The sequence below is a fragment of the Nostoc sp. CALU 1950 genome, assembly GCF_051172895.1.
In the GTDB taxonomy this organism is placed as follows: domain Bacteria; phylum Cyanobacteriota; class Cyanobacteriia; order Cyanobacteriales; family Nostocaceae; genus Nostoc; species Nostoc edaphicum_A.
The window spans coordinates 1-26,827 of record NZ_JBDNJQ010000113.1 but is presented as its reverse complement, the minus strand read 5'-3'; the positions used below and the strand labels follow the sequence as shown (position 1 = coordinate 26,827).

Sequence of the window (26,827 nt, the reverse complement as noted above, 5' to 3'; positions counted from 1 at the left end):
AATGTCAGGAGCTTTTTTGATTTTTTAAACCCATATTTCAAACATTATTAATCATCAATAGTTTTAATTGTTGCATCTAATAACTATATTTTAAATTTTACTTAACATAAAAATATTTCATCTGTATTTCATCAATACCTTTCACAATTATAGATATAGAGGTAATTAACCGATTAACAAAACAAGGAGAATATTGATGAAAAAGCTGATTTACACATTTGCCTTTACCTTAGTTATTGCATCTTCAGTTCCTACCGCTTGGGCGAAAAATCCAAATGATGCTAAATTTTCTCATTTAGGAAATAGTGCTGCTGTTCCTAATAATGCCCGTACCCTAGATGCTACTCATAAGTTTGATGTTCATGTCCAAGGTAAAGCTCTTTCAGAATTGGCAATTGATTTACCAGAGGGGGTAAGTATTGATAAAGGAATTGAAGTCCAAAATAAATTAGGTCAAAAAATTCCGACAACGGTTTCCATTAACAACAGAAAAGCTACAGTAGCTTTTTCGGAACCAGTAGCCCCTGGTACAAGCATATCAATTCGTATGAAAGGAGTTAATACTCCAGGTTATGACGAAAATTGGCATTATTCGGTATCTGTCAAAAAGGTTGATATGAAAGAAGAAATTCCACTTGGTTTAGCCCGGATTCAGACTTACGGTGGCTAGAGCAACACCATCTACGTTGGTACACTGCGTACCAATTTTGCTTTTTAAAACGCCTAACAGATAATGGTTAATAGCTATTAGCTATTAGCTATTAGCTATTCTCATTTGGATAAATTTTAGCTCGCCTGCGGGCGGGCTTTTATATGGAAAAATTAGCAATGTCTTGAGATTTTTAATTGATATAAATAAGGGTTGTTTTGTTTAGGGTGATATATCAAAACTAATGCTTATTTGCTAATACATGAACGAAGTCAAAACCCTAGCTTTTGATTTGTGTATTGTAGTTAGGTTTAAGTGCAGTTAGAGATTTCCTCATCTGACTTAATATTTCATCTTGATTTCATCTTTACCTGTCAGAATAAAAAATAACTCAGTAAATCTCTTGCAATTAGTTAGATTTGTTAACTTCTCTAACTGAGTATCACTCACACCAATTGAGCAATGGGATATACTGAGTTTTTCTTATAGGTTATCTACTGCCAAGGCGTAGCATCTGTTTATGATCTTATATAACTTGCTTGTATACATGATTGAATAACTCAGAATTTCATCAACTTCTGTCAATCTATTTCTAAGGGATAACCCTGTTATTAACTATGCTGATTTCACAAAATTGCCACGAACCTCTAACTTTTCAATTTGATATGCGGATACTGCTAGTCGAAGATGAGTCAGATTTGGGCGCTGCTATTAAGCGAACGCTGAAGCAACAAAAATATTTAGTTGACTGGGTAATGGATGGTAATGAAGCATGGGCATATTTAGAAAATAGTTCGGCACAATATACAGTGGCGATTTTAGATTGGATGCTCCCAGGATTTACTGGTTTGGAATTGTGTAAAAGGCTGCGTTTAAAAGGAAATTCTTTGCCTATCTTGATGCTCACAGCTAGAGATAGCATGGAAGATAAAGTTGCTGGCTTAGATGCGGGTGCTGATGATTACTTGGTGAAGCCTTTTGGAATGGCAGAATTACTGGCAAGGTTGCGGGCATTGCAGCGGCGTTATCCCCATTTACAACCTCAACAACTAACCGTTGGTAACTTTACTTTAGATTACAGCAATAGTACAGTTGTCGGTCAAAATACGATGGGGGAAAAACAGGAAATTTCTTTAACTAATAAAGAATTCCAACTGGTGGAATATTTTATGAAGCACCCCAATCAAATTGTTACCACGGAACAGATTCGCAATCAGCTTTGGGAAGTGAGTGCAGAACCTGCTAGCAATGTGGTAGCAGCGCAAGTACGTTTGTTGCGTCGCAAATTAGCCTGCTTCGACTGCGCTAACCCGATTGAAACTTTGCACGGTATGGGATATCGTCTGAATGTGACTAATGAATCAAAATAAACTGTTTCGAGGAACTCGTGTTCGTTTAGCTCTGTGGTATGCTCTCGTCATGGGTTCAATTTTAAGCGTTTGTGCTTTCGGTTTCTACAGAGCTGTTTTCTATGCCCATGTGGTAGCCTTAGACAGTGAAATTGAGTCTGTAGCCGGAACACTCCATGACACTATTGAATTTAAGCTCAGGCAACCTGGGAGTTTAGAACCTGTTGTACAGCAGCTATTCCCAAATATAAATCTATGTAAAATTGGAGCCAGCTGTACTCAACAGCAGTCAGATACTAAACGCCATTTTCTTGGTGTAGTTAACAAAGATCACTACTATGTGCGTTTTTTTGATATTTCAGGGCGCTTGATTGCTACTACTGGCAATTATCCAGAAGGGCTGTCTACTGTCTTCAGCAATGAAAAATGGTTATTTCTCAAAGACAGCAAAGGCAATGATTATCATCAAAATTCTTTAATGCTACACACCCAAGATCATCGGGATTGGGGCTATATGCAAGTGGGGCGAAGTCTTGAAGAATTTAATCGTTATCTGGATAGTGTGAAATTAAGTTTAGGTTTGGGATTGCCGATCGCAATGGCTATGGTTGCAGTTGCTAGTTGGTGGCTATCAGGATTAGCTATGCAGCCAATTTATCAATCTTATCGACAAATTCAACAGTTTACAGCAGATGCAGCACACGAATTGCGAACGCCTTTAGCTGCAACAGGCGCAACGGTGGAATCAGCGCTTTTAATGTCGCAACTGGATGAAGAAGAAACGCGGGACATTCTGCGAACTATCCACCGTCAGAATCAGCGACTTATTACTTTGGTTGTAGATTTATTATTATTGGCTCGTTTAGATAGGCAACAGCTGCCAGTACAGCTAGAACAATGTTGTCTAAATGATATTGTCAGCGATTTAGTCGAGGAATTTGAAGCAATGGCAATCGCGGCAGGCGTAATGCTGCAATCTAGCATCAAGGTAAATAAGCCAGTAAATATTGTCGGTGATAGTGACCAGCTTTATCGTTTGGTTTCTAATTTAATTGTCAATGCAATTCAGTATACACCCAAAGGAGGGGAGGTTACGGTTTGCCTGAGTTGTAGTGACCATCATGCTGTAATTAGGGTTCATGATACGGGTATTGGTATCCCAGAGAAGGAACTGACGCGAATTTACGATCGCTTTTATCGCGTGAATAGCGATCGCTCTCGTAGCACTGGCGGTTCTGGATTGGGATTGGCGATCGCCTTTGCAATTGTTCAAGCACATCAAGGCAAATTGAATGTGCAAAGTGATCTAGGTAAAGGTAGCACTTTTACAGTTCAATTACCTTTGGATGTTACGCCAGTAAAAAGCAATCGCCCTATCTCGGTTCAATTCTGATACGGTTTAGTTGCTAAATTTGAACTAGCGATCGCCCAACTCATAACAAATAGCTGGATTTCAAAAGAATTAATCTTAAAACACCCTTCCCCGGAAGGGTGTTTTCCAGTATTTTACTCTTTAGTAAAGCGTCGCAATGGTAGAGCTACAACAAGGATTGACAAACCTACTGCAATGCAAAATAGCCACATTGTTGGGTTCAAAGGTGCAGTATCGAATAACTCATTCATTACTGACCATTGGCTAAACAGGATTTGTAAAACGGTCAAACAAACAATCCCAATTATCGGTGCGTAACCAATGGGTTCTCGTGTCCCTTGCAGTGGTGTATTTCGTTGGTGTAGCATCCTGAAGACAACAGAAGGAATAAACTGGCTAATACACAAAAGATAAAAAATTTCCGTTGCCACCAGTACGTTGACTGCCACAGTACGAGCTAAATCCAAGTCACTTGTGGTTTTTAATACCCACTCAAATGCACTAAAGGTAACGATCGCATTCCAGAGGGAAATTATCAAAATCCGCCAAGACAAACTACCCGATAGTAATGATTCAAAGGGGTTGCGCGGGGGTTGCTGCATCACTTGGGCGGACTTTGGCTCAAAAGCGAGGGGAACGGTGAGAGCGATCGCACTTACCATATTTACCCAGAGAATTTGCACAGGTACAATCGGCGCAGTATCACCTATAAGCACCCCCAGAAAAATTGTCATCGCTTCCCCAGCACTGATAGGTAAAATAAAACCTATTGCCCGTCGGAGATTACGATATACTGTGCGCCCTTCCTCAACCGCAGCAGCGATGGAAGCAAAGTTGTCGTCAGTCAGAAGCATATCTGCGGCTTCTTTCGCTACTTCTGTACCAGATGTGCCCATTGCAATGCCAATATCTGCCTGCTTGAGGGCTGGGGCATCATTTACCCCGTCTCCTGTCATCGCCACAATCTCACCTTTGGCTTGCAGTACCTCTACCAGACGCAGCTTTTGTTCTGGTGCTACCCTGGCAAACACTGTAGTGTTAACTGCTGCCTCTGCTAATTCCCGTTCATCCATGCGGGCAATGTCTCGTCCTGTTAAGGGAATCACCCCTGAATCTTGAGTTAAACCTATCTGGCGAGCGATCGCAACCGCCGTCAATGGATGGTCGCCCGTAATCATTTTTACTTGAATGCCTGCTGATTGACACGCACGGATAGCAGGAATTACCTGTGGACGCGGGGGATCAATCATGCCTTGCAGTCTCAAGAATATAAAGTCTCGCTCCATATCCACAGTATCTATTGTTTTAGAAGTTGCAGCGACTTGTTTTTTGGCAAATGCCAGAACCCGCAACCCTTGTTCTGCCAATATGGGAGGTATGCTGCATTAGCTGGGAGATTTTTCCGGTTTCAGTTTGGTCAGCAATTGCCACAACTAAGCCACTACCCTGACCTGCTGTTACCAAACTCCCTGCATACGCCATGTTTTGCCTTTCTGCCAATGGCGTTTCTAACTCCAGTGAGTCAATATCTTTCTCTACTGGAGCCGACTCTCCAGTTAGGCCAGCTTCCGCAATCTGAAAATCAAAAACTTCTAGCAACCGCACATCCGCAGGTACTTTATCGCCAGCACCCAGCAAAACTAAATCACCCGGAACAATTTCAACTGAGGGAATGCGCCGTTTTTGGTTGTCACGAACAACGGTTGCTTCTGTAGTGATAACCTTTGCCAGAGCCGCAATTGCACTTTCAGCTTTGAATTCTTGAAAACAGCCGATAAGTGCATTTAGTAGCGCCACAGCTAAAATAACGCCAGCATCGAGCCAATCCTTAAACAGTGCCGTCATAAGTGCTGCTACCAGCAAAATATACTGGATTGGTTGATGAAACTGTTGAAAAAACCGCAGCCAAGCACTCTGCTCTTTACCTTGCGTGAATTGATTTAACCCAAAGCGAGTTTGTCGTCTCGCTACTTCTTCTACCGATAGACCCGCTTCTATATCACTGCCTAGAAGTTGGGTAACTTTCTCAACAGGTAGATGATGCCAAGGGTAGTCTAGCAAAATATTGTCTCGTCCTCCAGGCGTTGAATTGGTACAGTTAATACGATGATTCTTTCTCCAAACATAGCAAATTCAACCTAAATGTCTTGCTAGTACTAGAGAGTATGACCAGTAGAATAATTTGACCAAAATCACTATTAATATGTCGCAATAAGTATTCAAGAACTTGAGGAATAAGCTTCAGTTTATCTGCCCTATGATTTAAATTCTCTAGTTTTTTACTTATTTTTCTGTGTTATTTAATTCACTTAAGACTAGTGTATTAGTTTAAACCTCCGTAATCATAATATTGCTAAATCATAAATGCAGCTAATACTACTACCAGAAAATCACTAAAATACTGATGCCAAAATATGCAGACACAAAACTATGGGTCTGGATTACAGTAAAGCTTGATGAATTATTTGATCAATACCCATTACCTGAAGCGTTATGACCCTAAAATTTTCTCAAGATATAAAGTCATTATTGCAACATTTAGCTGAAAAACCTCTGACTCTGGGTGACGTGATTTCAGAAACCTCAGAACGAGGTTTTAGCTTAGTGATTGCATTGTTGGTATTACCATTTTTAATACCCACGCCACCGGGATTAAGCACTCCTCTTGGTGTAGCTTGCTTGTTGATGTCAGGACAGATGGCTTTGGGGAGGCGTACACCGTGGCTCCCGAAAAAAATTGCCAGCCTTAAATTCCCTAATTGGTTTGCTCAAACACTGTTGAAAAATTTACAACGTGTCACCAAAGTCTTAGAAAAAATCTCCCGTCCGCGTTTTCAGAAGGTTGCCGAAAATCCATTAACTTGGCGGTTTAATGGGATATGTCTCACTTGGTTGGCAATATTACTAATGTCGCCATATCCTCCTGCTACCAATCCTATTCCTGCTGTGGGAATGTTACTCTTAGCGGTTGCAACTATCGAATCTGACGGCATATTGATGTGCTTAGGCTACGTAGCCACCGTTTTGAATACCTTGTTTTTCGCTTTTGCCTTTTACCTTTTATATACTGGGGCTACCTATTTGTTACCTAATCTTTTTCGGTAAACTCATCACTCTTATCCCTCTTTTGTTACTTTAGGAAAAGAAAAATTAGCAAGAAATTCAACTAGCTATAGGGAAACTGACTGGAGAAGCCCGAAAATTATTCATGAAGTTAATTAATTTTAAAAAGCAACGTTTCAGGCCAGGAATTCAGTTTGCTGCACCAAATAGGTTATTGCTGAATTGCATCAAAATTACTAAAATAATCTATCATTGAGCAGCTATACTCTTGGACTGGTTGAGGAGTTTGTTGAATGAACCATCGAATTTTACTAAACTGGGCTACGATTCCTACGCTTGCAAGCTCAATGCTAATGATGGTGCTGATGCCAAGTTTAACCCATGCGGCTGAAACAAGAACGCCTGCTTTTGTTCAAACCTCATGCAATGTACCTGTAGATTCTGGCATGAGTTTCTTAGAAACAAGGCTAGCGTTCCAGAATGGTGAAACTAACGCTGCATCTTCGACTGAAAATTTGATCGAAGAGCCTTTAATGGATTTCAGTGCAGCGGAGAGCGATGCTGCGGTTGCGCTGTTTGGTTGTGACTGTCCACCTTGTATGAATGCATTACGCCAAGTGCGGAGCCAATTATCCAGTCAAGTCTTGTTGAGCAGTAGTCAAATCCAAATCTTGGCGAGCAATAGTCAAGGGCATTGCTGGACAGCGTTACAGCAACATACCTCTCCACAAGAGGTGCAAGATATACTGCAAAACCTAGCAACAGAGGAAACCAATCAATAAAGAGTATTCATCTGACTGCACACATGGCTAGATAAACGCAAAGGCGTTACCAATTACAAACTAAACCGGGTCTTGTCCACTTTTGGTGATCATGTTCGGGGATGCTCCCACTTGAGCGATCGGCATAAGCAGGTTTTAACGGCAATATTATGGGTTAACCGACAACAGCAGTACTTTCAAACCCCTAAATTAGAAGTAGTAATAAGCAGAGATTTACCACCCATTTGGATGGTAAATTCTCATAGGGTACTATGTACATATAAAGTTAGAAACACAAGAATTTTAATTTTGCACTTCTCGTTTTACTAATAAAACATCAGCTAAATTAAACAGCATTGATCCAAAAATCAGCAGTGATGATTTTGCCATTGTGATTAAACTGACCCCAGAGCTTATACTTTCCTGGTTGAGGAAAGCTAGTCATAAAATGAACCTGTCCAGCAGGAGCATCTTTTAGCGCGTGAGCATGAATGTAATCTGCTGCTGTTAATGAAGTTGACTGTCGCAGGATAACTAAATGTCCTTTTTCTCCTAAGTATGGCTGCAAGTCTGTAAGCGGTTGATTGTTAGAAGCATCTTGTAATTTAAACATTAAACTGACTTCTTTACCCGCTTTTACAGTAAGTTCAGAAATAGCAAGATTAACTTTAATATCATTGAACGTTTTACTGCGATTTAGGTTAATTTCTGGGGCTGCAATACTGTTTCCAGGAACTTGTGTTTTCAACACTGAAATTTGTTCTGTTTGACCAGCAGGTTTGTAGTCACTAAAAAATGTGTAATTGCCTGCTTGCGGAAAACGGGCTGTAACTTCAAACTGCCCATTTTCCTTATATGTGGGATGAAGATGACTGAAAAACTGAAGATCATCGCTGACAAGAATGAGGTGCATTAGCTTTTCTTGGAAAGTGTCAAATTTGGCGATCGCTTTCCCATCCAAATCTTGAACATCAATCAATATAGGAATACTTTTATTGGGGGTAATGATGCTTAGAACTTTGAGTTTTGCCTGAGTCAATGCTTTCTTCTCATCACCCGCGCCACTTGTTGAATGTTCTCTGTGATTTATCTCACCCATCGAATGCTCCTCATGCTGATGTGTGGCAGCAGATATTGGTTTCCCTTCGTCTCTAACTAATAAGGAGCAACTTTGAGCCAGTATCAAAGTAGTAGTTATAGCAATTGCATTCAGAAATCGATTCATTGATTTTGCTCCATTTTTTAATAATTGAAGTTATTCAAAAGTATCAATGTGTCTGGGGAGTTAATATGGCAAGCATTAGAACCACAACTTTTAGTTGCCAAGGTGCTAATATTAAACTGACAATTAGGCAAGCAACTGTAGATAAACTTGTTAATTCTGCCATGTCGTCACTAGAATTTTTAAACAAATAACTAACTGCTAAACCAATCGTCAGTGGAATCAGAAAAAGTAAACTCATATAAGTCACCTCTCTTCTAAAAGCAGAAGGACTTTTCTGAAATGAATATTTGACTATCAGCAGTTCATTCAATGCTGACTACTGATAGTAGAATAAACTCAAAAACCTAAACAGATGGATAGCCTATGGCAGCTATTACTTCTTTAATTTTAGTTTCAGGTGCTTGAGTTTCTATACTGACAATTTTTGTTTTTGTATCAGCTTGCACTGTTGCTGTAGAATCAATTGATTGAATTGCTTTGGTGATAGTATTCGCGCAAGCAGAACAAGCCAGTTTGGGAACCGTTAGTTGCAGCGTCATAGGATTAAATTCCTTATTGAGGATAACTAATTTTCTGAAAATCGTTGAGTAGATATACGATTAATCTACTCAACTAAAATTAGTTTAATCTCTCCAGCTTACGGGAGAGTCAAGAGGTAAAATTGAAAAAACAACTAATTTATTTATAAATAATTTATATCAATATAAAATCAGCATATCAACTTAGATTAATGCGTTGATATGCTGACAAAAAATCAAACGGACAGCTTGATTGTTTAATTTCTTTCAATAATAGGACAAATTGTTTGTTCAGGATTTTCAGGTATTGTCTCCCAACCAGAAACTAGCCCTGATAATTCTTGTCTCAGAATAAGTAATTGCTGAATTTGTTCATCAATGGCTGTTATCTTATCTTGCAGTTTAGCTTTTATATGTACGCATGGTAATTCACCTCCGTCGTGAACATTCAAAAAATCCTTAATTTCTGATAAAGTCAATCCCAGACTTTGGGCACGTTTGATAAAGTGGAGTCGCTCCAAAACATCAGAGTTAAATAATCTAAATCCACCCTCGGTTCTCCCTAATGACCTGAGTAGACCAAGTTCTTCATAGTAACGAATAGTTTTAATAGGTACACCGCTAGACTTGGCAACATTACCAATGAGTTTTGGCGCTTCTTGGACTAACATACTTAGCTGCTCTCATGCTATATAAATGTATTTACCTTATCTTAAACTCTCCAGTTAGCTGGAGAGTCAAGTGAGAACAGCATTATCTTGTTAATTATTTGCTACTGGATTATGTGGCAGGCTTTACTTCCACAACACCACGATACATTTTCATCCCGCAGGTGAACTGATATTCACCAGGATACTTAGGTGTAAATTCCACTGAAGTGGTTTGGTTAGGAGCAAGGTCAACGGCTAAGTCAAAGTCCGGTATTAGCAATTTATCAAAACACTTGCTCAAATTGTGACGTTGGAAGTCCAATCTTACTAGTTGTCCTACCTCTACAATTACTCGTTCCGGTTTGTAACCTTTTTCAACCGTAACAGTCGCTTCTTGAGTACCTTCTAGTGTTTTCACTGCTTTTGTTGCTGACTCTGTAGGCACAGAAAGCTCTGGTTGAATATGGTGAGTAGCTTGAGAAATAGTTACTGGGGTTACTTTTGCAGTCGAGTCAGGAGGTTGAACTTCTATCACTCCTCGGAACATATTCATACCGCAGTTGAAAGTATAAGTACCTGGCTTGTCGGGTGTGAACTCAATGGATGTGACTTCGTTAAGTGGTAGGTTTTTGGCGATATGGAAATCAGGTAGGCGTATTTCTTCAAGACAACTACTAGGATCGCGACGTAGGAAATTAAGGCGGACTCTTTGACCTGCATTGACTAGAATTCGACTAGGTTCATAGCCTCCATCTACAGTAATATCAATTTCTTGAATACCATCATGGGCTTCGGCCTTTTGGGACTTTGGTTTACTTAGGAGAAACCACCAAATTTCTAGTCCGATTAACCCCAACCCGGCTGTTGTAACTGCACCTTTTACCCAGAATGGTTGCTCAATACGGCTGAACTGAGTTGTCTGCGACCGCTCGGTAGTTGGCATTTGATGATTCATCTGTGCAACTACTTTACTTGAGGCAACATTGAATGCCAATGCCAAGCTTGCTATACTGCTAAGAATTACTTTACTCAACATTTGCTACCTCTTTATCCTACTGGTTTAGCTTGAAATTTACGCAGGCGTAGGGCATTCGTAACCACTGAAACCGAGCTAAATGCCATTGCTGCACCTGCAATGATGGGGTTAAGCAACCAACCAAAAATAGGGAACAGAATACCAGCGGCAATTGGAATGCCGGCAACGTTGTAAATGAAAGCAAAAAATAGGTTTTGACGAATGTTACGAATCGTAGCGCGGCTGAGTTGAATGGCAGTGACAATGCTTCGCAAGTCACCAGAGATGAGCGTGATGTCACTAGCGGCGATCGCTACGTCTGTCCCGGTGCCAATTGCCATTCCTACATCCGCTTGGGCTAACGCTGGTGCATCATTAATACCATCACCAACCATTGCCACAATCTTTCCTTCCGATTGCAATTTCTGCACTGTAGCAGCTTTTTGGTCGGGGCGGACTTCTGCCAAAACACGCTTGATACCAACTTCACGAGCAATGGTTTCTGCGGTACGGTAATTATCACCTGTGAGCATAACTACCTCTAAACCCAGTTTTTGCAAAGCGCGAATTGCCTGTATGGAGGTAGGTTTGATGGCATCAGAAATACCCATCAATCCCTGAATTTGTTCGTCAACCGCGATCCAAATCGCGGTTTTACCCAGATACTCCAAACGCTCTTTATCTTGTTGTAAGCCTTGAGCATCAATGCCTAATTCTGACATCCATCGTTGCGTACCAATTTGCACAAGATGACCAGAAACTATACCCTGTACACCACTGCCTGTAATTGCCTCAAATTCCTTGACCGGAGCTAATTCCACTTCTTGAGATTGGGCATATCTGACAACAGCTTCTGCCAACGGATGTTCAGAATTGCGTTCCACAGATGCCGTAAGTTGCACCAACCTCATCTCATTACCATTAGCTGTACCATTGACGGTGACAAAATCCGTAACTGTTGGTTTACCTTGAGTGATGGTTCCAGTTTTATCTAGCACGATTGTTTGGATTTTGTGCGCTAATTCTAAGCTTTCAGCACCTTTAATCAAAATGCCATTTTCTGCACCTTTACCCGTTCCTACCATTACAGAAGTTGGTGTGGCTAGACCGAGCGCACAAGGACAGGCGATAATTAGTACTCCGACTGTGGTGATTAGCGCCAAAGTCACATTACCTGTAAAATTAAACCAAATGATGAAAGTGAGCAGTGCGATCGCAATCACCGCAGGTACAAACCATCCAGTTACTTGGTCTGCTAATCTTTGAATTGGGGCTTTAGAACCCTGTGCTTGCTGTACTAATTGAACAATCTGCGCCAGCACAGTATCACTTCCGACGCGTGTCGCTCGAAACTTGAAACTCCCAGTTTTGTTAATAGTAGCTCCAATCACTTCATCGCCTGCTTGCTTTTTGACAGGCACGCTTTCCCCTGTTACCATCCCTTCATCAATTGTGGATGCTCCCTCAATTACTTCCCCGTCAACAGGAATTTTCTCGCCAGGACGAACCAGTATCACATCTCCAATAATTACTTCTTCAATTGGGACATCTACTTCTCGTCCATTGCGAATCAAACGCGCTGTTTTAGCTTGTAACCCAATCAGCTTACGGATAGCTTCTGAGGTTTGTCCTTTAGCACGATTTTCAAATAGTCTGCCTAGCAAAATCAGGGTAATGACGACAGCAGCAGTTTCATAATATACATCTGGTGTTAACCCCTGATTGATGAAAAAGCTGGGAAATAATGTGGGAAATAGCGAATAAAAATATGCTGCACTTGTACCCAAAGCAATTAGGGTATCCATTGTGGCAGCATGACGTTTTAAAGCTTTCCAACCATTGATGTAGAAAGAGTAACCACACCAGAACTGTACTGGAGTAGTGAGTATCAACTGCACCCAAGGATTATGCAACCATGCTGGGATAAAGGGTAAGTGCAACCCTGTCATCATAGGCAGTGAACCTATAACCAACACAGTGCTAATGATGCCTCCCACCGCCACTTTTCGCATTAAATCGCGGGATTCTCTTAAGCGATGTCTTTTCTCCACATCGTCTTCTCCCGCCATTAGGTTTTGTTCTTGGAGTGGGTAAGCAGAGTAACCTGCTGCATCTACTGCTTCTTGAATAGCTTCTAAATCAGTTCTTTTAGGGTCATATTTAACTGTTGCCTGTTCTGCTCCAAAATTCACAATACATTCATCGACACCGGGGACAGAATTAATCGCGTCTTCAATGCTGCTGGCACAAGAGGCACAACTCATGCCGCGCAGTTTAAGTGTTGTATTCTCCATCTGACTGCTCCAGTTACTAAGTGGCGCTAACTAACATCTAACTGATTTCATTTTGAATGCTCCAGTGAACTGGAGAGTCAAGAGGCCATCAAAAGAATTTTTAAAGCACATTTTAGATGCAGCTTTGTCGGTGCATTAGCGTCATATTAATGATGTAATAAATATTTCTAGCTACTGGAGTATAAGGATTTCATGCAGATTTCATGTTGATATGCATTCGTATATCTGTACCACTAGCGTCAACATTTGATTTCATCCTGATTTCATTTTTGGCTGTCAAACTATTTATTAAGTGCAACAGTCGCTTTGTGAATAACTAGTTATCTGGGCAACTTTATTACCCAAGCAAAAGATAGATCACCTAAATGATTGATTCTCCAGCTAGCTAGAGATTTTAGAATTGAATCAGGAAATTATAATCATCCCTATGCAACTCCTTACTCTGAGAAACAGCTTTTTGAAATTTGCTTTGGTAGCGATCGCTTCTTTTTCCAGCAGCGTTTTGACAGCCTGTTCTACGCCCACTTCCCAAAACCAAAGCCAAGCACCAAACCCTACTAACACTGCTATCGATACTAGCGATAAGCAACCGATGAACCATGACGGCATGATGAATCAGGGTAGTGGCATGATGAACCACAGCATGGCAATGGATTTAGGCCCAGCCGATGCTAACTATGATTTGCGCTTTATTGATGCGATGATTCCGCACCATCAGGGAGCAACGGTAATGGCGAATGTTGCACAGCAGAAATCGCAACGCCCACAGATCAAAAAGTTAGCAGACGAAATTATCAAATCACAAAACCAAGAAATTACGCAGATGAAACAGTGGCGTACAGCTTGGTATCCCAAAGCGGGAGATAAACCAATGGCTTATGATGCCAAAATGGGTCACATGATGGAGATGTCACCTGATCAAATGCAGTCCATGATGATGAACATGGACTTGGGTGCAGCTGATGCAGAATTTGACCTGCGCTTTATCAACGCGATGATTCCTCATCATGAATCAGCTGTAGTTATGGCGAAAGATGCCTTGCAAAAGTCTCAACGTCCTGAAATTAAAAACTTGGCTCAAGAAATTATCAAAGCGCAAGAAGCAGAGATTAACCAAATGAAACAGTGGCGCAAAGCTTGGTATAACAAGTAGTCTCAAATTTCAATGTCTACTTAGAAACGGTAGCGTGTCAAGTCGGCCAAATCCAATAGATTTGGGTAAAAGTAAGCTATTAGCTTTGAAAATTCCACTTTGGGGTTGGCAAAAACTCGTAAGCTCTCTTGAGTACAGTTGCTCCACTGAAGATTTCTGACAGTGCAATGCCTTGTCCAAGACTGAGAGCATGACCTATTGACATTGCACGTTAATTCAATCTGCGGTAAGCGTTAGCCATGCCGTCAGGCTTATCGTCCAGTTCACAGGTTGCAAAATTTTTCTCCTACCAGTCCAACTTTCTAATGCTTCACTCTGCTTCCAAGTGAGAAAGATTATTCACGTTGATATGGATGCCTTCTACGCATCGGTGGAACAGAGGGACAACCCTAGCTACCGGGGCAAACCGTTAGTAGTCGGTGGCAGTCCGAATCAGCGAGGCGTAGTTGCAGCCGCCAGTTATGAAGCTCGTAAGTTTGGCATTCACTCAGCAATGCCTTCAATAACTGCGATCGCTAAATGTCCTGGGCTTATCTTTGTCAGACCGAGATTCGACGTTTACCGAGAGATTTCCACTGCAATCCACGCCATATTCAAACGCTACAGTGATTTAGTGGAAGGAGTTGCACTAGATGAAGCATACCTTGACGTTACTGAGAATAGGCAAAACATCCCCTACGCTTCTACTATCGCAAGACATATTAAAACTGCGATTTTCCAAGAAACCCAGTTGACGGCAACCGCAGGCGTATCGATTAACAAGTTTCTAGCAAAAATGGCATCAGGGCAGAATAAGCCGAATGGACTAACGGTGATTTTACCAGAGCAAGCGATCGCCTTTGTAGAACAGCTGCCGATCGAGAAGTTCCACGGGATTGGAGAGGTCACGGCGGCGAAGATGCATTCACTTGGCATTCATACTGGCGCAGATTTGAAAACGCGATCGCTGACTGAGCTAACACAGCATTTTGGTAAAGCAGGTAATTATTACTACAAGATTGCCAGAGCAGAAGATGACCGCCCAGTTGAGGCTAATCGAATTCGCAAATCGATTGGTGCAGAAACCTCATTTGCACAAGACTTAAGCGATATCAGCCAGATGTTACAAGAACTCGAACAGATTGCCCAAATCGTCGAGCAACGGTTAGAGCAGCACGAAACGCGAGGCCGCACATTAACCCTGAAAGTCAAGTTTTCTGACTATCAGCAGTTAACCCGTAGTAAGACAATGCTTGCTCCCATCAGCGAACTCTCTACGATTTTTGAGATAGCCAAAGCACTGTTTGAGTCGATTGAACTGGAGAATCTTAGTATTAGCTTGTTGGGGATTTCTTTGTCTAACCTGGATAATCAAAAACAAACCCAAGTTATTCAACTGCCACTATTTCAAAATGCAGGCATTATTTTTTAGCGTAGAGTATAGCCCACACTTCTCAATACTTTAACTGCGCTCAGTACAAGAAGCTCAGTTACCGTCGTAAGCATTTTACAAGCTCATTAGTGACTGCAATTGTGTGTCTGAATTATCTCCCAATTCTTGTTGTAATTGGGATAGTTGGTTTTCTAACGCTTCAGCAGTCTGAATGAGATTCGACTCTTGGGCTATTCTTAGCTGAGTTTCTTTAATAGATATTTTTCTTACCAGTTCATTGACTGCATCCACTGAATCATCATTTTCAGTAATCATGGCTGAATTACGATTCCTCTAAATTCTGTTTTGAGATTTAATACTCTGCTTCAATTTGATAAAGGGCAGGATTAGCTTCAATGGGTAATTGTTGTTCAAAAATCTCATTTTGGGAAATGCGTTTAGAGAATGCCGAAAGACATGTTTCTTTACTAGACCATTTTGCAATATTAATAAATTGAAATCTCTCGCTTGGGTCAAGACTGCGATGTAACTTTGTATCGATAAACCCTGGCTCATTTTTCATCAACAGAGCAGTCTGATTCCATTTGCGAAGAAATTCATCTTCCAAACCTTGAGGAACAGAGAAGACATTGATCAATACCACAGGTGAATCCATAAAGGCAGTTCTTTTAACTCTGTCATGCCAGACAATAGCATTTATCAACAGAAACTTGAATGTACCTATAGTAGGATTATACAAGTTTTAGATGCTGCTCACCGACAAAAATCATCAACCCTCAACTCACGCCACACATCAGACGGTTGCCACCCGGAGTTACCCACAGAGAGGAGGGGGCGATAGTGTTCAGAAATGTATTCGGATTCGGAAACGTAGTCTTCAATGTACACAGGTGGATTTGGTTCAATCACCGGTTCAGAGATATCTAAGTTCTCAGGCATCTCAATGGGTTCAGTGGGTGGTAGGGTTACTTCTGCTTTCTTGCGAACTGGGTTAGGGTTTTTTTTGATGAGTCGTTTCATATCTATAGGAATCATTCGGCTTTCCACCAAGAACGGATATCCCAGAATACAAGAACTTATCAGCGAATCAGAGGCATTTTGCCGAAAGTTTGTCTCTTCTGGGATGATTGCTGTAGGTAAGATTTGCAGTACTTACACAGAGGTATAAATAGTTATCAAAGTATAAGCTGAATTTGGAAAAGATGATTATAGTAAATTTATATACTCTATTGATGTGAATAGCTCAGTAGAGTATTTTTGTGAAAGTGCGCCTAACGTAAGCGATCGCCCAATTTAAATTCTGATTTTTTGTTTCTACCCCGATTTACCGAGCGGATACAATTAATTCTTCATCCAGAACTTCGCTCCACTCCTCATCCCAGGTTTGTTCGTTGTAGACCTTGGTGGCTTGAGCAATTTTCAGGCGATGAGCAACCGAAACACAATGTCTAGGTTGCCAAGCGATGTTCGGGTATTTACCTTGCAGATATCTCACAGCATCTTGACAATCATTAATTACTGGAATGTCTAAGTTTAGATACCTTCGCAACCCAATGCCTAAACGAATTGCCTCAATCTCATGGTTGTGAAAATAGTATTCTTCATCTTCAGGAGTGGAAATTAGTAGAACTCTGGCCCAAGAATGAATATTATAGACAGCTTTAGCTATAACTACATTGATATGTTGAGGCTTGTAGTTATCCAAAAAGTTATCTACAGCAGCTTCATCTTCTAAATCGATATCTACACCCTGTGCCAATAGTAAATCAGAGATATCATCAAACCCTTCAATGAAAGATTCGTGCCAATCTTGAATGGTTTGGTTGCTAAAAAATTTAGCAGCATCATCAAATAATATTTTTTCCCAGCCTGCATCTGTAGTTATTTGCTGGCCAGTTTTAGGGATAAACAGATTCTCGTGCGCCAACCACGGTGGGACATTCTTTTGCTTTTTCTTGTGTTTAGCCATTTAAGAAGAAATGCAAATATATAAGAAGTAGATGAAAAACCCCAACGTTCTCGTGAGGCTGGGGATACATTAGAAAACTCTTCCCTTATCATGACACAACTCAATACTGTCTCAACCACCTACAGTCTGGAGGTGGTAGCATGAACCAACCAACCTCCAAGCGCAAAAGACTCACCCCCACAACTCCCGATAAACCAAAGCCAGCCCTCAAACCAGCACAAGAGCCGGAAAATCCAAACATTGAGCCTATACTTTTACCCTTCTAAACGCCGTTGTGTTTTTCCTGACAATTAAACCCCCATCGCCAACAAAAGGGGTCATTTGGGTCACGTTCACCAATCACACGGGGATAAAAAGCGTTTGAGCCATCAAGTAGCTTTTTAGTTTCGAGGTACGGATAAAGACATCCGACTGGTTCCCCTTGCGAGGCTTTGACCCCTTTCTCTAAGAATTTTTCGGGTATTGCAGATAACTCAGCTATTACTGTTTTAGTCATGCAGCCACCTCCATGACCAAATCATCGGGTATTTCAAAAATTCCCAACCGCCCAATGTAAGGAATCGGTGTAATCTCGCGTGGATTCTCCAGCTTCCAGTGGTACTGCCCAGGCATTCCCCAGCCAGACGCAACTTGTGAAAATTGGCAGTCAACTATTGTGACGATACCGATGACTTGTCCACGACGTAGAGAGATTAACTCTGGGATTACTACCCCCATCCCTTGGCAAAATTCTCTCGCTAACTGGTACTCTTTTTTGGTACAGGTTTTTGCAGCGTGAATCAGAATGTCGCCGCGATAATGAATGGGCCAGCCTCGGTTTTCAATATTTTTGAGAGCATAAATAATTGCCCATGCCCAAGGCTGACGAACAGATAGCGCTTTCATGAGTTTCAAAACTCCAGTAATTGAATGTATGCGTCTTTCTTCCGCGATCGCCGGATGTGGATATATCTTTGATTGGAGTCCGTTGCTTTCTTGTGGCGGCAATCCCTTTTATTACTTTTGAAAAAACTTTGTATTTTATCCACGATTTCTACTATCAGAATTCAGTTCTATCTTTTGATAAAATAAAACTTCTCCTTTTGGGAGAGTAAGACCTATCCCTAATAGTCAGGAAACATTGAATGTAATACACCATCATAGTTGTATATTCTTTGATTCATGAAAGCCGAGGATTGTGTCCATACCCCTCCGGCTTTTTTGTGTTTATCAACTAATCATTAATGAAGTGTGAGCAGATTAGAGTTAGTTAATATTGGTGTAGAGCAGAGGCTGTTAAAGTAATTCGTAATTTAATTTCTAATTACGAATTACGTTAGCAAGCCATCAAGCGTCATTATGAATTAGTGATTATTTGGTTGCTGGTCTAACCAATTGAGCAATTCATCAGCAGATACAAAATCTAAGAAAGCTTCACCTAACGCTTCCAATTGATCAACAGGCAATACTCTAACTCGTTCAATAATTGATGGTTCAATTTCACCGAAACGCCGACTTAATAATCGATTCAAAAAGCGGAAAGCTTCACGTTGTTCCCCTTTTTGCAAAATATCTTGATAGATAACAGATTCCTGCATAATATCCTCCCGTAAAAATTGACGAATTAAATCTTTTTCAAACCTTAACCCTGCAAATATTTCTGTACATCCAGCAATATTCTGCCTTTCATCCTTATCTGGAATTCTAGCGATATTTTGAGCTACTTGGGATAATAAAGCGGCAGGTGAATCAGTTCGAGTTAAAGGCGCAAGAGGTAGTAACGCTGGATTATCCAGAAACAAAGCTGAATCTTGTTCCCATAACCGTATAACTTGATAACGGTGACTTGTGAACTCATCTGTGTATTCTTCAGTAAATGCAATAGGGTCACTACTTTGTTGCAAGAAGATCACGACTTGGGTTACTGGTATGTTATATTGCCGTTTCAATCTCACGTAATAGTCTAATACCCGCAAAGGAATTGGCGGATTAGATTTGGGGAGAGTCTGAAACTCAATATGCAAAATCCGACTACTTGTTTGCAAAAATGTGACATAATCTGCGCGGATTGGCTCTATTGAAAGTTCAGTTTTAAGTACTGTAACTTCTGTATTCTTATCTGGTAGCAACCACTTGGCAAACTCTGCTGGATACAATTCAGCTAAATACTTGGCAGTATTATCGTAACTCAATTTCTTTCATCCTTATTTCAATGAAGATTTAGTTCTTAGCAAGCTCAATGATTTTGTTTACTTTGTCAATGGTCAGAAAATTTATCTTCATCATAATCTTCTCCTCTTTTTGAATTTAGACTAAACCAACATTACTTTTTTAATTGTTATATCTTTTGGCTGATTCCATCGCTGGAGCGCTACTTGCATGAACACTTACAATGCTCAGGTGAACTCCTGTTGTATTTAATATTGAGACTTAGCTAAGTTCTTAAACTGTCCAAATCTTTCGTCGAACAAGAGATTAACAGTTGTCTCACTACTAAACCGACTTTTCAAAACTGAGACTTCAAAAATGCCTTTTTGGGTGGTCTGTTTGTCGTAGTAATCTTCTCGGTATAAACCCAACATCACAGCAGCTTCTTGTTCAAATCCTCCAGATTCTCGAAAATCAGCTTTGGTTGGACGCTTTTCGGAACGGGAATCAACTTCTCTTTTTAACTGCGCTAAACCCAAGACAGCGCAATTGAATTGTTTAGCGATCGCCCTGAGTTGTTTCAAGATGGAGTCGATTTCTTGCACGCGGTTTTCGCCACGTTCACGGCGCATTGGTTCAATCAACTGCACATAGTCCACAATCACCAAACTGACTGAACCGCAACGAGCTTGTATATCTTGCAAATCACCTTTGATTTGTGATGTGGTGATTACGGGGTTGTCATTTAACCAAAATGGTAGTGCCATCGCATCAGCACAAGCTTGAGCCAAAGGTTGGCTAACAGCACCCCATAAGCTAACAATCACTCACTTTTACTAACTTTCTTTGACAGGGTACGAATAAAGTCGCGCAACACATCTGATTTAGTCCTTGAGACTTGTTCACAGTATGCCTCTAATAAATCCAACTCTTGTTGTGGAATTCTTATTGTCACCTTTCTTTCGTCTTTCATCGTCTGTCAATATGCTGTACAATGTATATATGTTATTAGCATTTAAGACAGAGCTAAAAATTAACAATAAGCAGCGCACAGAGTTATTAAAGCATTCTGGCGTAGCGCGTCATGCGTGGAACTGGGGATTGGACCTAACCAAGCAAATTCTTGATTACAACGAAGCGAATCCAAACGAAAAGATTAAATTTCCATCTGCCATTGACCTGCATAAGTGGTTGGTTGCGTTGGTGAAGCCAGAAAACCCGTGGTACTTTGAATCGTCAAAGTGTGCGCCGCAGTATGCGTTACGAGACCTGCGTTCTTCTTGGGATAGGTGCTTTAAGAAAGTGTCAGGCGCTCCAAGATTCAAGAAGAAGGGAAGGAGTGATTCATTTGAATTGGACGGAACAATCAAAATTCGCAGTACTCACAAAATCCAACTTCCGAAACTGGGTGTACTCAAAACTTATGAAAGTTTGCCCCAGGTTCAACCTAAATCTGTGACCATTAGTCGCACTGCTAACCGTTGGTATATCTCGTTTCGCATGGAGGTAGAGCAAGCAAACACTCCCAAGATTGTTGACGTTGTTGGCGTTGATTTGGGCGTTAAGTCTCTCGCTACTTTATCGACAGGAGTTGTATTTGAAGGCGCGAAATCCTACCGCGAAACGGAGGCAAAGCTATCTAGACTCCAATGGTTGAACCGACATAAGCAAGTTGGTTCGGCTAACTGGAAAAAAGCACAAGCCAGGATTGCACGACTGCACCAACGCATAGCTAACATTCGCAAAGACACAATTCATAAACTCACTACCTACCTTGCCAAGAACCACAGCACGGTAGTAATTGAGGACTTAAACGTGTCCGGGATGATGGCAAATAGAAAGCTAGCCAAGGCTGTGCAGGACATGGGATTTTACGAGTTCCGTCGCCAGATGGAATATAAAACCAAGTTGTACGGGTCAAAGCTCGTAATAGTTGATCGCTGGATGCCTTCTAGTAAAACCTGCTCGAATTGCAATGTTAAAAAAGAAGTGCTTTCCCTATCAGAAAGAGTATTCAATTGTGAGCATTGTGGATTCAGTCTTGACAGAGACTTGAATGCAGCGATCAATCTCAAAAACGCGGCGAGTCACGCCGTGTCAGCTTGTGGACTGGTGAGTGCCGACACTACCAGGATGAAGCAAGAAGATTTCAGTTTGTTAGCAAACGTTAGTAAATTATGAACGGATTCCAGTGAGATTCCCGAAGTGCATTGCGTTTAAAAAGCAAGTCAGCAGGAACATGGGGCGCTGCCAACCTTGCGAGGGTCTTTTTGACCATTTGTGAGGCAGACATCTCTAAAGCGAAATAAGCGGTTGTTAAGCCGCTAGCAGCAGCCCGAATGCCAATATCTAATGCCCAGGTGGACTTGCCGATGCCGCCGCGACCTCCAACAACGGTCAAAGCACCGAAGGGCATCCCGCCAATTACGGAATCCAAATCATAAAATCCAGTTGGGACGTTTACCTCAATCGCATCTTCACCGTTATTGGAAGCCTCAATCTCGGCATAAACGTCAGGAATGATGTCAGCCATTAGCTTCATCTGACAAGGGACAGTTAATTGGCGCAACTCTAAAAGTTTTTGTTGTCCCATTTCGATGACTGAAGTAGCAGTCATTTCAGTTAAAGGGGCATCCATCGCTGTACGCGCCATTTGTAAAGCCGTTTGGATTACCGCTCTCAATTGCGCTTTTTCTCGAATTAACTCTGCTAAGGCATCGATGTTAACTGCTGACACACAAGAGTTAAGCAAGGACGCAAGTTTATTTCTCCCGCCAACATTATGCAACAGTCCATGAGATTCCAGCCAACTGGTGACAAACAATAAATCCGTTGGTTGCTGAGACTGGTGCAATCTGACTGCGGCTTGGTAAATGTTCTTGTGCGAACTGACGTAAAAATCCTCTGGTTGCAAAATCTTAATCACACGAGCGATCGCTTCCGGGTCAAACAAAATGCCACCGAGTACTACTTCTTCAGCTTCTATCGCCTGGGGTGGTAAGTGGTTAGGCATTGAAACTACGTTATCTGGGGCAAAATCTGGTGAAAACATCACTTTTTCTCCTGCTATGCTATTTTTTTGTAAATCGAATTTAGAAGTCAGAATTAACAAGAAATTTCTTGTTTGAAGCGATGATTCATCCCGCCGCTGCACAAGCTTCAATTCTGAATGCTGACTCCTTACTCCTGAATTCTGTTTTGGTAAATCTCCGCGCTTGTCTAATTTCGGGTAGTACTGCCCTCAACTCATTAGGGGCAGCATGAGCCGTTTGTATGGCTTTTTGTTGGGCAAGGCGTTGAGTTTCGGCACTATGAGCTTGGTTATAGCGCTGCATCAGGTTCGTCCATCCCCCTTTGGTTTTTTCCCAGGTGTTCATGACTGCGATCGCATGATCTACTTCCTGTCGTGCGGAGCGTTTCGATTTAGTGGCTAATTCTTGTGCCAGGAAGTCCACGACTATGGGGTTGAAGTTCTGGTACAAGTTATTCAGCTTTCGCTCTCCATTGCGCCAAGGTAAAACCCAGCAATTCCACTTGATTGAGTCTCTAACAAGCAGTGGTACAGAATCATCACTCATGGCAGTTGGGTCTGTTAACCAAGCATCAATCAGTTCTTTTACGTTCCGGGCTGTCTTGTAGGGACAGGTTAGTTGCAGCTTATTCGCTTGTTCGCGTTTCTCGAACGACCCCCCCGCAATAGTTGATCCTCTTGAGGGATTATCGGTTTGTTGCGAAGAATCGGATTTTTTTAACAACGAAGTGGGTTGTTGTGGGGTTGGTTCTTCTGGGGTTGGTTCTTCTGGGGTTGGTTTTTCTGGAGTTGGTTCTTCGAGTTCAATTTCTTGCGTTATTAAATCAAGTTCTTCTTTTTCACACACTCTCTTGGGTGGGGGGCGCGGGTGGCGAAGCCAGGGGCGCATTGTGTGTAATCTCTGAAGTAATCTTTGAAGTAATCTCTGTAGATTCTATATATATAGAGTTTGTTGACCGTGAGCAACTGGGATTGTTGACGGTCATCGGACTAGCTTGTTGACCCTCAGCAGACAAGTTTGTTGAGGGTAAGCAAACTGAGTCAGTTTGTTGACCGTCAACAGACTCAGAGATTTGAGAGTATTTTTTTGTATTCTTGTTCTTTGGTCTAATGGATGTGAAAGAGCCTTTTTTAATGGCATCTAAGAAGTTATTCAATACTTTGTGGTTGATCCGATAATAAAGTCGTGCTGGAGAGCCTTTTAATTGGGTTTCTAAGATATTGATACTGGTAAGATGATGCCTAATTTTGTCTAATTCATAGCGATTTAGTGCTGTTTCTAATGTCCATTGTTCATAGGTTTTGTAGAACCATCCTTGTAGGTCATTAGTTCTCAAATCCCAATACATAGCTTGGCTTAGAAAAAGTCCAGCACTAGCACTACCAGCTATCGTGGCGTAGACTCGATGAAATGCTATTGTGCTACCAAGTATTTCATCATATTTGTTATTTTTTTTAGTTGTGGGTGTTTTTGTAGCTTGGGATAAACTCATAAATATTTCCTCTTCCTCAGCAGTGAATGAAGTAATTAGTACGCTTTTGTCAATCTAAAAACTCTTGAAATTTACAAACTGTTCACATCTTTTGTAGATAATTGCGTCTTTGTATTACTAAAAATGCTTGGTTTAGTCTTCTGAAGCATTCGTTTGACCGTCAGCAGATGCTCGTTTGACTAGCTCTCCAAAAGCAAGGCTTTCATGCTCTCGTTCTAAAATCTGTCTAATCAAAGTACCAATAGGAATTTTCTTCCACGTAGCTACAAGGCGAAATTCTTCGTAAGCCTTTTCTGACAAAGTGATCGAAAGCATATATCGTTCTGGCATAAGGCTCTCCAAAATCTGAGATAATTCAAAAATACGCTCTGCGCGTATGTTAGTACTCATGTACTAAAATTATATCGAGGTTTTCTTACAATTGCCTTACAATTGTCATGCAATTGTATAGATTCTGTTGATGGTAAATATCCTAAATTCTCTATTGACTCAATCGTTCGAGGTAGTTAACAAGATATCCTCATCTGTTAAAAGCAGCAGTCCCATCAAACCGATCCCTTTCGTTGTCCCACTAATGCCTTTATCTCTTACCTCCAACGTGCGGTCGAAAAGTTAGATTAATCCGTGTACTAACGACCTTATTGGTCTTTGGAACTTGATGCAGATGAGTACTCTGACAACCCGGAAGCATCACCAGCAGACTTCCATGCTCCAACCAAAAGTCAGTCGGCTTACCCCCGATGGGCTTGATTTGGAATTTCCTCACCGAACCTAAACTGATTGATGCGATCGCTGGGTTAAATCCCATTGATGCTTCACTATCGTTGTGCCACCCTATCGAATCTTGTCCGCTCCTGTACTGATTGCCGATGACAATGCGGAAGCTGTAGCCAGTAGCAGCAGTAATCCGATCTCGCAGTTGGGCTAGCGATGAAGTCCAAGGTAATGGTTTGAGCAGTACACTCTTGGAGTAGAGGTAATCACACCCTTCGTCACCATAAATACATTCCAAACGAGGCACAGGCATTGTTTTACCCAGCATTCTGATTTGGTTTTGCTGCCATTGCAGTTCTTGGCAATGTTGATAGAGTTCGTCGGCTTCTTCCTTGTTCAGAAATTCTGGATAATAGTTGACTGGTAAAGTAGGAGCAGATTCGGGAAATAAAGTTAGTTGTTGCATAATTCTCATGAGGCGATTGCCAAAACGATTTCTTCTGCCCGTTCTTGAGTTATGGCCTGCTCAGGGTTCTTGTAAAACCCAGCGATCGCCGACTTGGGACGAATAATAATTTGCTGCCTTGTTGCGCGTTTGTCCCACACAAAACAGGAGATAGTAACGTTATCGGTAGCCCAACGAGTACCCCGTTTATCTTTCCGAAAGCAGAAGCGCGGCAAAATCAGTACAAGTGACGGCGGGTGCTGCTGTAAGAAATCAGCCCGGTCATCACAGGGTTCGAGAAAGCTGGTAAGTAAAAAAGCAGCGACACCCACACGCGCTTTCTGGTAGGCATTCTTGATGATGGGTGCAGCGAATTCTGAGTATGGGGGATTGGTACAAATCCAATCGCAATCGGGAAACTTAGCCCATGATTCGGCTAATGTTGCATCGTAGTGAAAATGTGCCTGTTTGTTTGGATCGATGTCGTTAGTCCAAATATGTTCTGTATGAGGCCACATATTCAACAAAGAAGCGATCGCTCCATGTCCGACACACGGCTCACCAATGACACCAGACAATTTAATGTGCCGTAGTAGTTCCGTTGTGAACCACGATGGAGATTCGTAAAAGTTTAGAGGATGTCGGGTGACAGTTTCGATGACGGTGATTTCTGGTGCTAATAATGGTGCAACAGTCATACTTCATCCTCACTAAATTCGATGTGGCTTAAAGTCTGAAGTTCAACAGCTAATCCACTTAAGAAATTTTGGAGTTCAACTGTTGCTAATTCTTTGGATATCTCTTTTTCTGATGTGTAAATAAGTTGCTTGTGATGCCCAAAGTAAACTTCTGTACGAGTTAAGTTTTGCTCTGTGTCAGTTAACAGAGTCAAAGTAAATCTTCCAAGTTTACAAAAGTAATAGGGACGCTTTGAACTCCAAGGCTTTCCATGTTGCCAAGTGATTTGGAGCTTTTTACCAATGTGAACGCTGATAGATTCAAAATCAACGTGGAAAATATTCAGTAAAGGAAGCATTTCACCACTGTTGTAATGGTCTACAACATGCTGTCTAATGCCTAATTCTGCTAAACCTTCAGGAATATCAATGTGAGCTTCAGATGAGATTTTCTCAACTACTGTGACTATGGCTTTCATATCCGTTTAACCATCTTGTAATTTGTAAGAAAATATTTAGGAAGGTGTATTACTCGCGCTTCAATTAAACCCCTGGCAACGAACGTTATTCAGGGAATAAACAATCAGTTTCATATTCGTCATCATCCTCATCTGAACCTTCATCTTTGATGGATTCAAATTCTTCGATTGCGAAAATAGCCATAGCCACACACGCTCTTTCTGCTGGATGTGTAGCTGATTGCATCCGATATGATTCGGGGACTACATAGCCTTGGATCGCGTAGAATTTCTTAGCTAGTTTTTCAATGAGTACATCTTTCTGGAAGTAGCCGAGTTCCATATCTTTTCCCCTCAAGGTAAAATTTACCTTTGTTGTAAAAATCTTAATTCTTGATTACTTGGCGATCGCTCTGCTTGACCAATGACCAATGGCTGATGACCAATGACCGATGACCAATGACCGATGACCGATGACCAATGACCGATGAC

General features: G+C 41.4%; 32 protein-coding genes and 2 pseudogenes. 9 read left to right on the top strand and 25 right to left on the bottom strand.

Annotated features, from left to right (window positions below; genetic code table 11):
- Positions 1 to 196 precede the first annotated feature (196 nt).
- From ABF638_RS25705 to rppB, 3 genes are all read left to right on the top strand, one after another.
- Positions 197 to 670, top strand: coding sequence for a DUF2808 domain-containing protein (locus tag ABF638_RS25705; RefSeq protein ID WP_435025743.1), 474 nt, complete (start codon positions 197 to 199; stop codon positions 668 to 670).
- A 596-nt stretch (positions 671 to 1,266) separates the two neighbouring features.
- Positions 1,267 to 2,019, top strand: a complete 753-nt coding sequence (gene rppA, locus ABF638_RS25700; RefSeq protein WP_435025742.1) for a two-component system response regulator RppA — start codon at positions 1,267 to 1,269, stop codon at positions 2,017 to 2,019.
- On the top strand, positions 2,006 to 3,391 hold the full coding sequence (rppB, locus tag ABF638_RS25695) for a two-component system sensor histidine kinase RppB (RefSeq protein ID WP_435025741.1): 1,386 nt from the start codon (positions 2,006 to 2,008) through the stop codon (positions 3,389 to 3,391). The genes rppA and rppB overlap by 14 nt, the downstream gene beginning before the upstream one ends.
- Before the next feature lie 113 nt (positions 3,392 to 3,504).
- Here rppB and ABF638_RS25690 read toward each other — a convergent pair.
- Together ABF638_RS25690 and ABF638_RS25685 are read right to left on the bottom strand one after the other, a co-directional pair.
- Positions 3,505 to 5,224 (bottom strand): annotated as a pseudogene (locus ABF638_RS25690) (HAD-IC family P-type ATPase); the annotation flags it as partial.
- A 48-nt stretch (positions 5,225 to 5,272) separates the two neighbouring features.
- Positions 5,273 to 5,431: pseudogene (locus ABF638_RS25685) on the bottom strand (cation-transporting P-type ATPase); the annotation flags it as partial.
- 432 nt (positions 5,432 to 5,863) lie between these two features.
- Between ABF638_RS25685 and ABF638_RS25680 the strand changes: the two are divergent.
- Both ABF638_RS25680 and ABF638_RS25675 read left to right on the top strand, forming a co-directional pair.
- The gene (locus tag ABF638_RS25680; RefSeq protein WP_435025740.1) at positions 5,864 to 6,475 is read left to right on the top strand and encodes an exopolysaccharide biosynthesis protein; all 612 of its coding nucleotides are present in this window, start codon (positions 5,864 to 5,866) and stop codon (positions 6,473 to 6,475) included.
- 251 nt (positions 6,476 to 6,726) lie between these two features.
- Positions 6,727 to 7,215: a hypothetical protein gene (locus ABF638_RS25675; RefSeq protein ID WP_435025739.1), complete on the top strand. Its 489-nt coding sequence runs from the start codon at positions 6,727 to 6,729 to the stop codon at positions 7,213 to 7,215.
- A 325-nt stretch (positions 7,216 to 7,540) separates the two neighbouring features.
- On the opposite strand, the gene ABF638_RS25670 is transcribed toward ABF638_RS25675, so the two are convergent.
- The 6 genes from ABF638_RS25670 to ABF638_RS25645 all read right to left on the bottom strand — a co-directional run bounded on the left by ABF638_RS25670 (position 7,541) and on the right by ABF638_RS25645 (position 12,896).
- Positions 7,541 to 8,419 carry a hypothetical protein gene (locus ABF638_RS25670; RefSeq protein WP_435025738.1) on the bottom strand — a complete coding sequence of 293 codons (879 nt, stop codon included), beginning with the start codon at positions 8,417 to 8,419 and terminating at the stop codon, positions 7,541 to 7,543.
- Between the two features lie 43 nt (positions 8,420 to 8,462).
- Positions 8,463 to 8,657: a hypothetical protein gene (locus ABF638_RS25665; protein WP_435025737.1), complete on the bottom strand. Its 195-nt coding sequence runs from the start codon at positions 8,655 to 8,657 to the stop codon at positions 8,463 to 8,465.
- 106 nt (positions 8,658 to 8,763) lie between these two features.
- Entirely contained in the window at positions 8,764 to 8,958 is a 195-nt protein-coding gene (locus ABF638_RS25660; RefSeq protein ID WP_069069475.1) for a heavy-metal-associated domain-containing protein, read from the bottom strand.
- Between the two features lie 236 nt (positions 8,959 to 9,194).
- Entirely contained in the window at positions 9,195 to 9,608 is a 414-nt protein-coding gene (locus ABF638_RS25655; protein WP_069069476.1) for a heavy metal-responsive transcriptional regulator, read from the bottom strand.
- 109 nt (positions 9,609 to 9,717) lie between these two features.
- Entirely contained in the window at positions 9,718 to 10,623 is a 906-nt protein-coding gene (locus ABF638_RS25650; RefSeq protein ID WP_435025736.1) for a cupredoxin domain-containing protein, read from the bottom strand.
- Between the two features lie 11 nt (positions 10,624 to 10,634).
- Positions 10,635 to 12,896 (bottom strand): heavy metal translocating P-type ATPase, encoded by a 2,262-nt coding sequence (locus ABF638_RS25645; RefSeq protein ID WP_435025735.1) that lies wholly within the window; start codon positions 12,894 to 12,896, stop codon positions 10,635 to 10,637.
- 427 nt (positions 12,897 to 13,323) lie between these two features.
- On the opposite strand from ABF638_RS25645, the gene ABF638_RS25640 reads away from it, so the two are divergent.
- Positions 13,324 to 14,049, top strand: a complete 726-nt coding sequence (locus ABF638_RS25640; protein WP_435025734.1) for a DUF305 domain-containing protein — start codon at positions 13,324 to 13,326, stop codon at positions 14,047 to 14,049.
- 79 nt (positions 14,050 to 14,128) lie between these two features.
- Here the strand turns inward: ABF638_RS25640 and ABF638_RS25635 are convergent, their stop codons facing one another.
- Complete coding sequence (locus ABF638_RS25635; protein WP_435025733.1) at positions 14,129 to 14,254, bottom strand: IS4/Tn5 family transposase DNA-binding protein; 126 nt, start codon at positions 14,252 to 14,254, stop codon at positions 14,129 to 14,131.
- 120 nt (positions 14,255 to 14,374) lie between these two features.
- On the opposite strand from ABF638_RS25635, the gene dinB reads away from it, so the two are divergent.
- Positions 14,375 to 15,460 carry a DNA polymerase IV gene (gene dinB, locus ABF638_RS25630; protein WP_435025732.1) on the top strand — a complete coding sequence of 362 codons (1,086 nt, stop codon included), beginning with the start codon at positions 14,375 to 14,377 and terminating at the stop codon, positions 15,458 to 15,460.
- Between the two features lie 75 nt (positions 15,461 to 15,535).
- Here the strand turns inward: dinB and ABF638_RS25625 are convergent, their stop codons facing one another.
- The 4 genes from ABF638_RS25625 to ABF638_RS25610 form a co-directional block, all read right to left on the bottom strand.
- On the bottom strand, positions 15,536 to 15,736 hold the full coding sequence (locus tag ABF638_RS25625; RefSeq protein ID WP_179076664.1) for a hypothetical protein: 201 nt from the start codon (positions 15,734 to 15,736) through the stop codon (positions 15,536 to 15,538).
- A gap of 37 nt (positions 15,737 to 15,773) precedes the next feature.
- Positions 15,774 to 16,076: an antibiotic biosynthesis monooxygenase family protein gene (locus tag ABF638_RS25620; protein ID WP_435025731.1), complete on the bottom strand. Its 303-nt coding sequence runs from the start codon at positions 16,074 to 16,076 to the stop codon at positions 15,774 to 15,776.
- Positions 16,077 to 16,174: 98 nt separating this feature from the next.
- On the bottom strand, positions 16,175 to 16,456 hold the full coding sequence (locus ABF638_RS25615; RefSeq protein WP_435025730.1) for a hypothetical protein: 282 nt from the start codon (positions 16,454 to 16,456) through the stop codon (positions 16,175 to 16,177).
- Between the two features lie 289 nt (positions 16,457 to 16,745).
- Positions 16,746 to 17,390, bottom strand: a complete 645-nt coding sequence (locus ABF638_RS25610) for a hypothetical protein (RefSeq protein WP_435025729.1) — start codon at positions 17,388 to 17,390, stop codon at positions 16,746 to 16,748.
- A 140-nt stretch (positions 17,391 to 17,530) separates the two neighbouring features.
- Here ABF638_RS25610 and ABF638_RS25605 point away from each other — a divergent pair, with 140 nt between their 5' ends.
- A complete protein-coding gene (locus tag ABF638_RS25605) occupies positions 17,531 to 17,656 on the top strand; it encodes a hypothetical protein (RefSeq protein WP_435025728.1) in 126 nt (41 codons plus the stop codon).
- Here ABF638_RS25605 and ABF638_RS25600 read toward each other — a convergent pair.
- The 4 genes from ABF638_RS25600 to ABF638_RS25585 all read right to left on the bottom strand — a co-directional run bounded on the left by ABF638_RS25600 (position 17,653) and on the right by ABF638_RS25585 (position 20,344).
- On the bottom strand, positions 17,653 to 17,886 hold the full coding sequence (locus ABF638_RS25600; RefSeq protein WP_435025727.1) for a hypothetical protein: 234 nt from the start codon (positions 17,884 to 17,886) through the stop codon (positions 17,653 to 17,655). The genes ABF638_RS25605 and ABF638_RS25600 overlap by 4 nt on opposite strands.
- Positions 17,883 to 18,377 carry an ASCH domain-containing protein gene (locus ABF638_RS25595; protein WP_435025726.1) on the bottom strand — a complete coding sequence of 165 codons (495 nt, stop codon included), beginning with the start codon at positions 18,375 to 18,377 and terminating at the stop codon, positions 17,883 to 17,885. Before ABF638_RS25595 ends, ABF638_RS25600 begins: the two co-directional genes overlap by 4 nt.
- A gap of 356 nt (positions 18,378 to 18,733) precedes the next feature.
- Entirely contained in the window at positions 18,734 to 19,561 is an 828-nt protein-coding gene (locus tag ABF638_RS25590) for an Rpn family recombination-promoting nuclease/putative transposase (RefSeq protein WP_435025725.1), read from the bottom strand.
- A 225-nt stretch (positions 19,562 to 19,786) separates the two neighbouring features.
- Entirely contained in the window at positions 19,787 to 20,344 is a 558-nt protein-coding gene (locus ABF638_RS25585; protein WP_435025724.1) for a DnaB-like helicase C-terminal domain-containing protein, read from the bottom strand.
- Between the two features lie 175 nt (positions 20,345 to 20,519).
- Between ABF638_RS25585 and ABF638_RS25580 the strand changes: the two genes are divergently transcribed.
- On the top strand, positions 20,520 to 21,698 hold the full coding sequence (locus tag ABF638_RS25580; RefSeq protein ID WP_435025723.1) for an RNA-guided endonuclease InsQ/TnpB family protein: 1,179 nt from the start codon (positions 20,520 to 20,522) through the stop codon (positions 21,696 to 21,698).
- Here the strand turns inward: ABF638_RS25580 and ABF638_RS25575 are convergent.
- The 8 genes from ABF638_RS25575 to ABF638_RS25540 form a co-directional block, all read right to left on the bottom strand.
- Positions 21,685 to 22,569 (bottom strand): replicative DNA helicase, encoded by an 885-nt coding sequence (locus ABF638_RS25575; RefSeq protein ID WP_435025722.1) that lies wholly within the window; start codon positions 22,567 to 22,569, stop codon positions 21,685 to 21,687. The genes ABF638_RS25580 and ABF638_RS25575 overlap by 14 nt on opposite strands.
- A gap of 85 nt (positions 22,570 to 22,654) precedes the next feature.
- Positions 22,655 to 23,395 (bottom strand): hypothetical protein, encoded by a 741-nt coding sequence (locus ABF638_RS25570; RefSeq protein ID WP_435025721.1) that lies wholly within the window; start codon positions 23,393 to 23,395, stop codon positions 22,655 to 22,657.
- Complete coding sequence (locus ABF638_RS25565) at positions 23,388 to 24,041, bottom strand: hypothetical protein (protein ID WP_435025720.1); 654 nt, start codon at positions 24,039 to 24,041, stop codon at positions 23,388 to 23,390. Before ABF638_RS25565 ends, ABF638_RS25570 begins: the two co-directional genes overlap by 8 nt.
- 132 nt (positions 24,042 to 24,173) lie before the next feature.
- Positions 24,174 to 24,356, bottom strand: a complete 183-nt coding sequence (locus ABF638_RS25560; RefSeq protein ID WP_435025719.1) for a hypothetical protein — start codon at positions 24,354 to 24,356, stop codon at positions 24,174 to 24,176.
- 265 nt (positions 24,357 to 24,621) lie between these two features.
- A complete protein-coding gene (locus ABF638_RS25555; protein WP_163938000.1) occupies positions 24,622 to 25,221 on the bottom strand; it encodes an alpha-ketoglutarate-dependent dioxygenase AlkB family protein in 600 nt (199 codons plus the stop codon).
- A 5-nt stretch (positions 25,222 to 25,226) separates the two neighbouring features.
- The gene (locus ABF638_RS25550) at positions 25,227 to 25,898 is read right to left on the bottom strand and encodes a hypothetical protein (RefSeq protein ID WP_435025718.1); all 672 of its coding nucleotides are present in this window, start codon (positions 25,896 to 25,898) and stop codon (positions 25,227 to 25,229) included.
- The gene (locus ABF638_RS25545) at positions 25,895 to 26,356 is read right to left on the bottom strand and encodes a hypothetical protein (protein WP_435025716.1); all 462 of its coding nucleotides are present in this window, start codon (positions 26,354 to 26,356) and stop codon (positions 25,895 to 25,897) included. The genes ABF638_RS25550 and ABF638_RS25545 overlap by 4 nt, the downstream gene beginning before the upstream one ends.
- Positions 26,357 to 26,441: 85 nt before the next feature.
- Positions 26,442 to 26,678 carry a hypothetical protein gene (locus ABF638_RS25540; RefSeq protein WP_190737789.1) on the bottom strand — a complete coding sequence of 79 codons (237 nt, stop codon included), beginning with the start codon at positions 26,676 to 26,678 and terminating at the stop codon, positions 26,442 to 26,444.
- Positions 26,679 to 26,827: the final 149 nt, after the last annotated feature.

Bases quoted from the DNA above. Each gene is read 5' to 3' on its own strand.
- ABF638_RS25705 (WP_435025743.1), top strand. From the start codon at position 197: ATGAAAAAGCTGATTTACACATTTGCCTTTACCTTAGTTATTGCATCT.
- rppA (WP_435025742.1), top strand. From the start codon at position 1,267: ATGCTGATTTCACAAAATTGCCACGAACCTCTAACTTTTCAATTTGAT.
- rppB (WP_435025741.1), top strand. From the start codon at position 2,006: ATGAATCAAAATAAACTGTTTCGAGGAACTCGTGTTCGTTTAGCTCTG.
- ABF638_RS25680 (WP_435025740.1), top strand. From the start codon at position 5,864: ATGACCCTAAAATTTTCTCAAGATATAAAGTCATTATTGCAACATTTA.
- ABF638_RS25675 (WP_435025739.1), top strand. From the start codon at position 6,727: ATGAACCATCGAATTTTACTAAACTGGGCTACGATTCCTACGCTTGCA.
- ABF638_RS25670 (WP_435025738.1), bottom strand. From the start codon at position 8,419: ATGAATCGATTTCTGAATGCAATTGCTATAACTACTACTTTGATACTG.
- ABF638_RS25665 (WP_435025737.1), bottom strand. From the start codon at position 8,657: ATGAGTTTACTTTTTCTGATTCCACTGACGATTGGTTTAGCAGTTAGT.
- ABF638_RS25660 (WP_069069475.1), bottom strand. From the start codon at position 8,958: ATGACGCTGCAACTAACGGTTCCCAAACTGGCTTGTTCTGCTTGCGCG.
- ABF638_RS25655 (WP_069069476.1), bottom strand. From the start codon at position 9,608: ATGTTAGTCCAAGAAGCGCCAAAACTCATTGGTAATGTTGCCAAGTCT.
- ABF638_RS25650 (WP_435025736.1), bottom strand. From the start codon at position 10,623: ATGTTGAGTAAAGTAATTCTTAGCAGTATAGCAAGCTTGGCATTGGCA.
- ABF638_RS25645 (WP_435025735.1), bottom strand. From the start codon at position 12,896: ATGGAGAATACAACACTTAAACTGCGCGGCATGAGTTGTGCCTCTTGT.
- ABF638_RS25640 (WP_435025734.1), top strand. From the start codon at position 13,324: ATGCAACTCCTTACTCTGAGAAACAGCTTTTTGAAATTTGCTTTGGTA.
- ABF638_RS25635 (WP_435025733.1), bottom strand. From the start codon at position 14,254: ATGTCAATAGGTCATGCTCTCAGTCTTGGACAAGGCATTGCACTGTCA.
- ABF638_RS25625 (WP_179076664.1), bottom strand. From the start codon at position 15,736: ATGATTACTGAAAATGATGATTCAGTGGATGCAGTCAATGAACTGGTA.
- ABF638_RS25620 (WP_435025731.1), bottom strand. From the start codon at position 16,076: ATGGATTCACCTGTGGTATTGATCAATGTCTTCTCTGTTCCTCAAGGT.
- ABF638_RS25615 (WP_435025730.1), bottom strand. From the start codon at position 16,456: ATGATTCCTATAGATATGAAACGACTCATCAAAAAAAACCCTAACCCA.
- ABF638_RS25610 (WP_435025729.1), bottom strand. From the start codon at position 17,390: ATGGCTAAACACAAGAAAAAGCAAAAGAATGTCCCACCGTGGTTGGCG.
- ABF638_RS25605 (WP_435025728.1), top strand. From the start codon at position 17,531: ATGAACCAACCAACCTCCAAGCGCAAAAGACTCACCCCCACAACTCCC.
- ABF638_RS25600 (WP_435025727.1), bottom strand. From the start codon at position 17,886: ATGACTAAAACAGTAATAGCTGAGTTATCTGCAATACCCGAAAAATTC.
- ABF638_RS25580 (WP_435025723.1), top strand. From the start codon at position 20,520: ATGTTATTAGCATTTAAGACAGAGCTAAAAATTAACAATAAGCAGCGC.
- ABF638_RS25575 (WP_435025722.1), bottom strand. From the start codon at position 22,569: ATGTTTTCACCAGATTTTGCCCCAGATAACGTAGTTTCAATGCCTAAC.
- ABF638_RS25565 (WP_435025720.1), bottom strand. From the start codon at position 24,041: ATGAGTTTATCCCAAGCTACAAAAACACCCACAACTAAAAAAAATAAC.
- ABF638_RS25560 (WP_435025719.1), bottom strand. From the start codon at position 24,356: ATGCTTTCGATCACTTTGTCAGAAAAGGCTTACGAAGAATTTCGCCTT.
- ABF638_RS25555 (WP_163938000.1), bottom strand. From the start codon at position 25,221: ATGCAACAACTAACTTTATTTCCCGAATCTGCTCCTACTTTACCAGTC.
- ABF638_RS25550 (WP_435025718.1), bottom strand. From the start codon at position 25,898: ATGACTGTTGCACCATTATTAGCACCAGAAATCACCGTCATCGAAACT.
- ABF638_RS25545 (WP_435025716.1), bottom strand. From the start codon at position 26,356: ATGAAAGCCATAGTCACAGTAGTTGAGAAAATCTCATCTGAAGCTCAC.
- ABF638_RS25540 (WP_190737789.1), bottom strand. From the start codon at position 26,678: ATGGAACTCGGCTACTTCCAGAAAGATGTACTCATTGAAAAACTAGCT.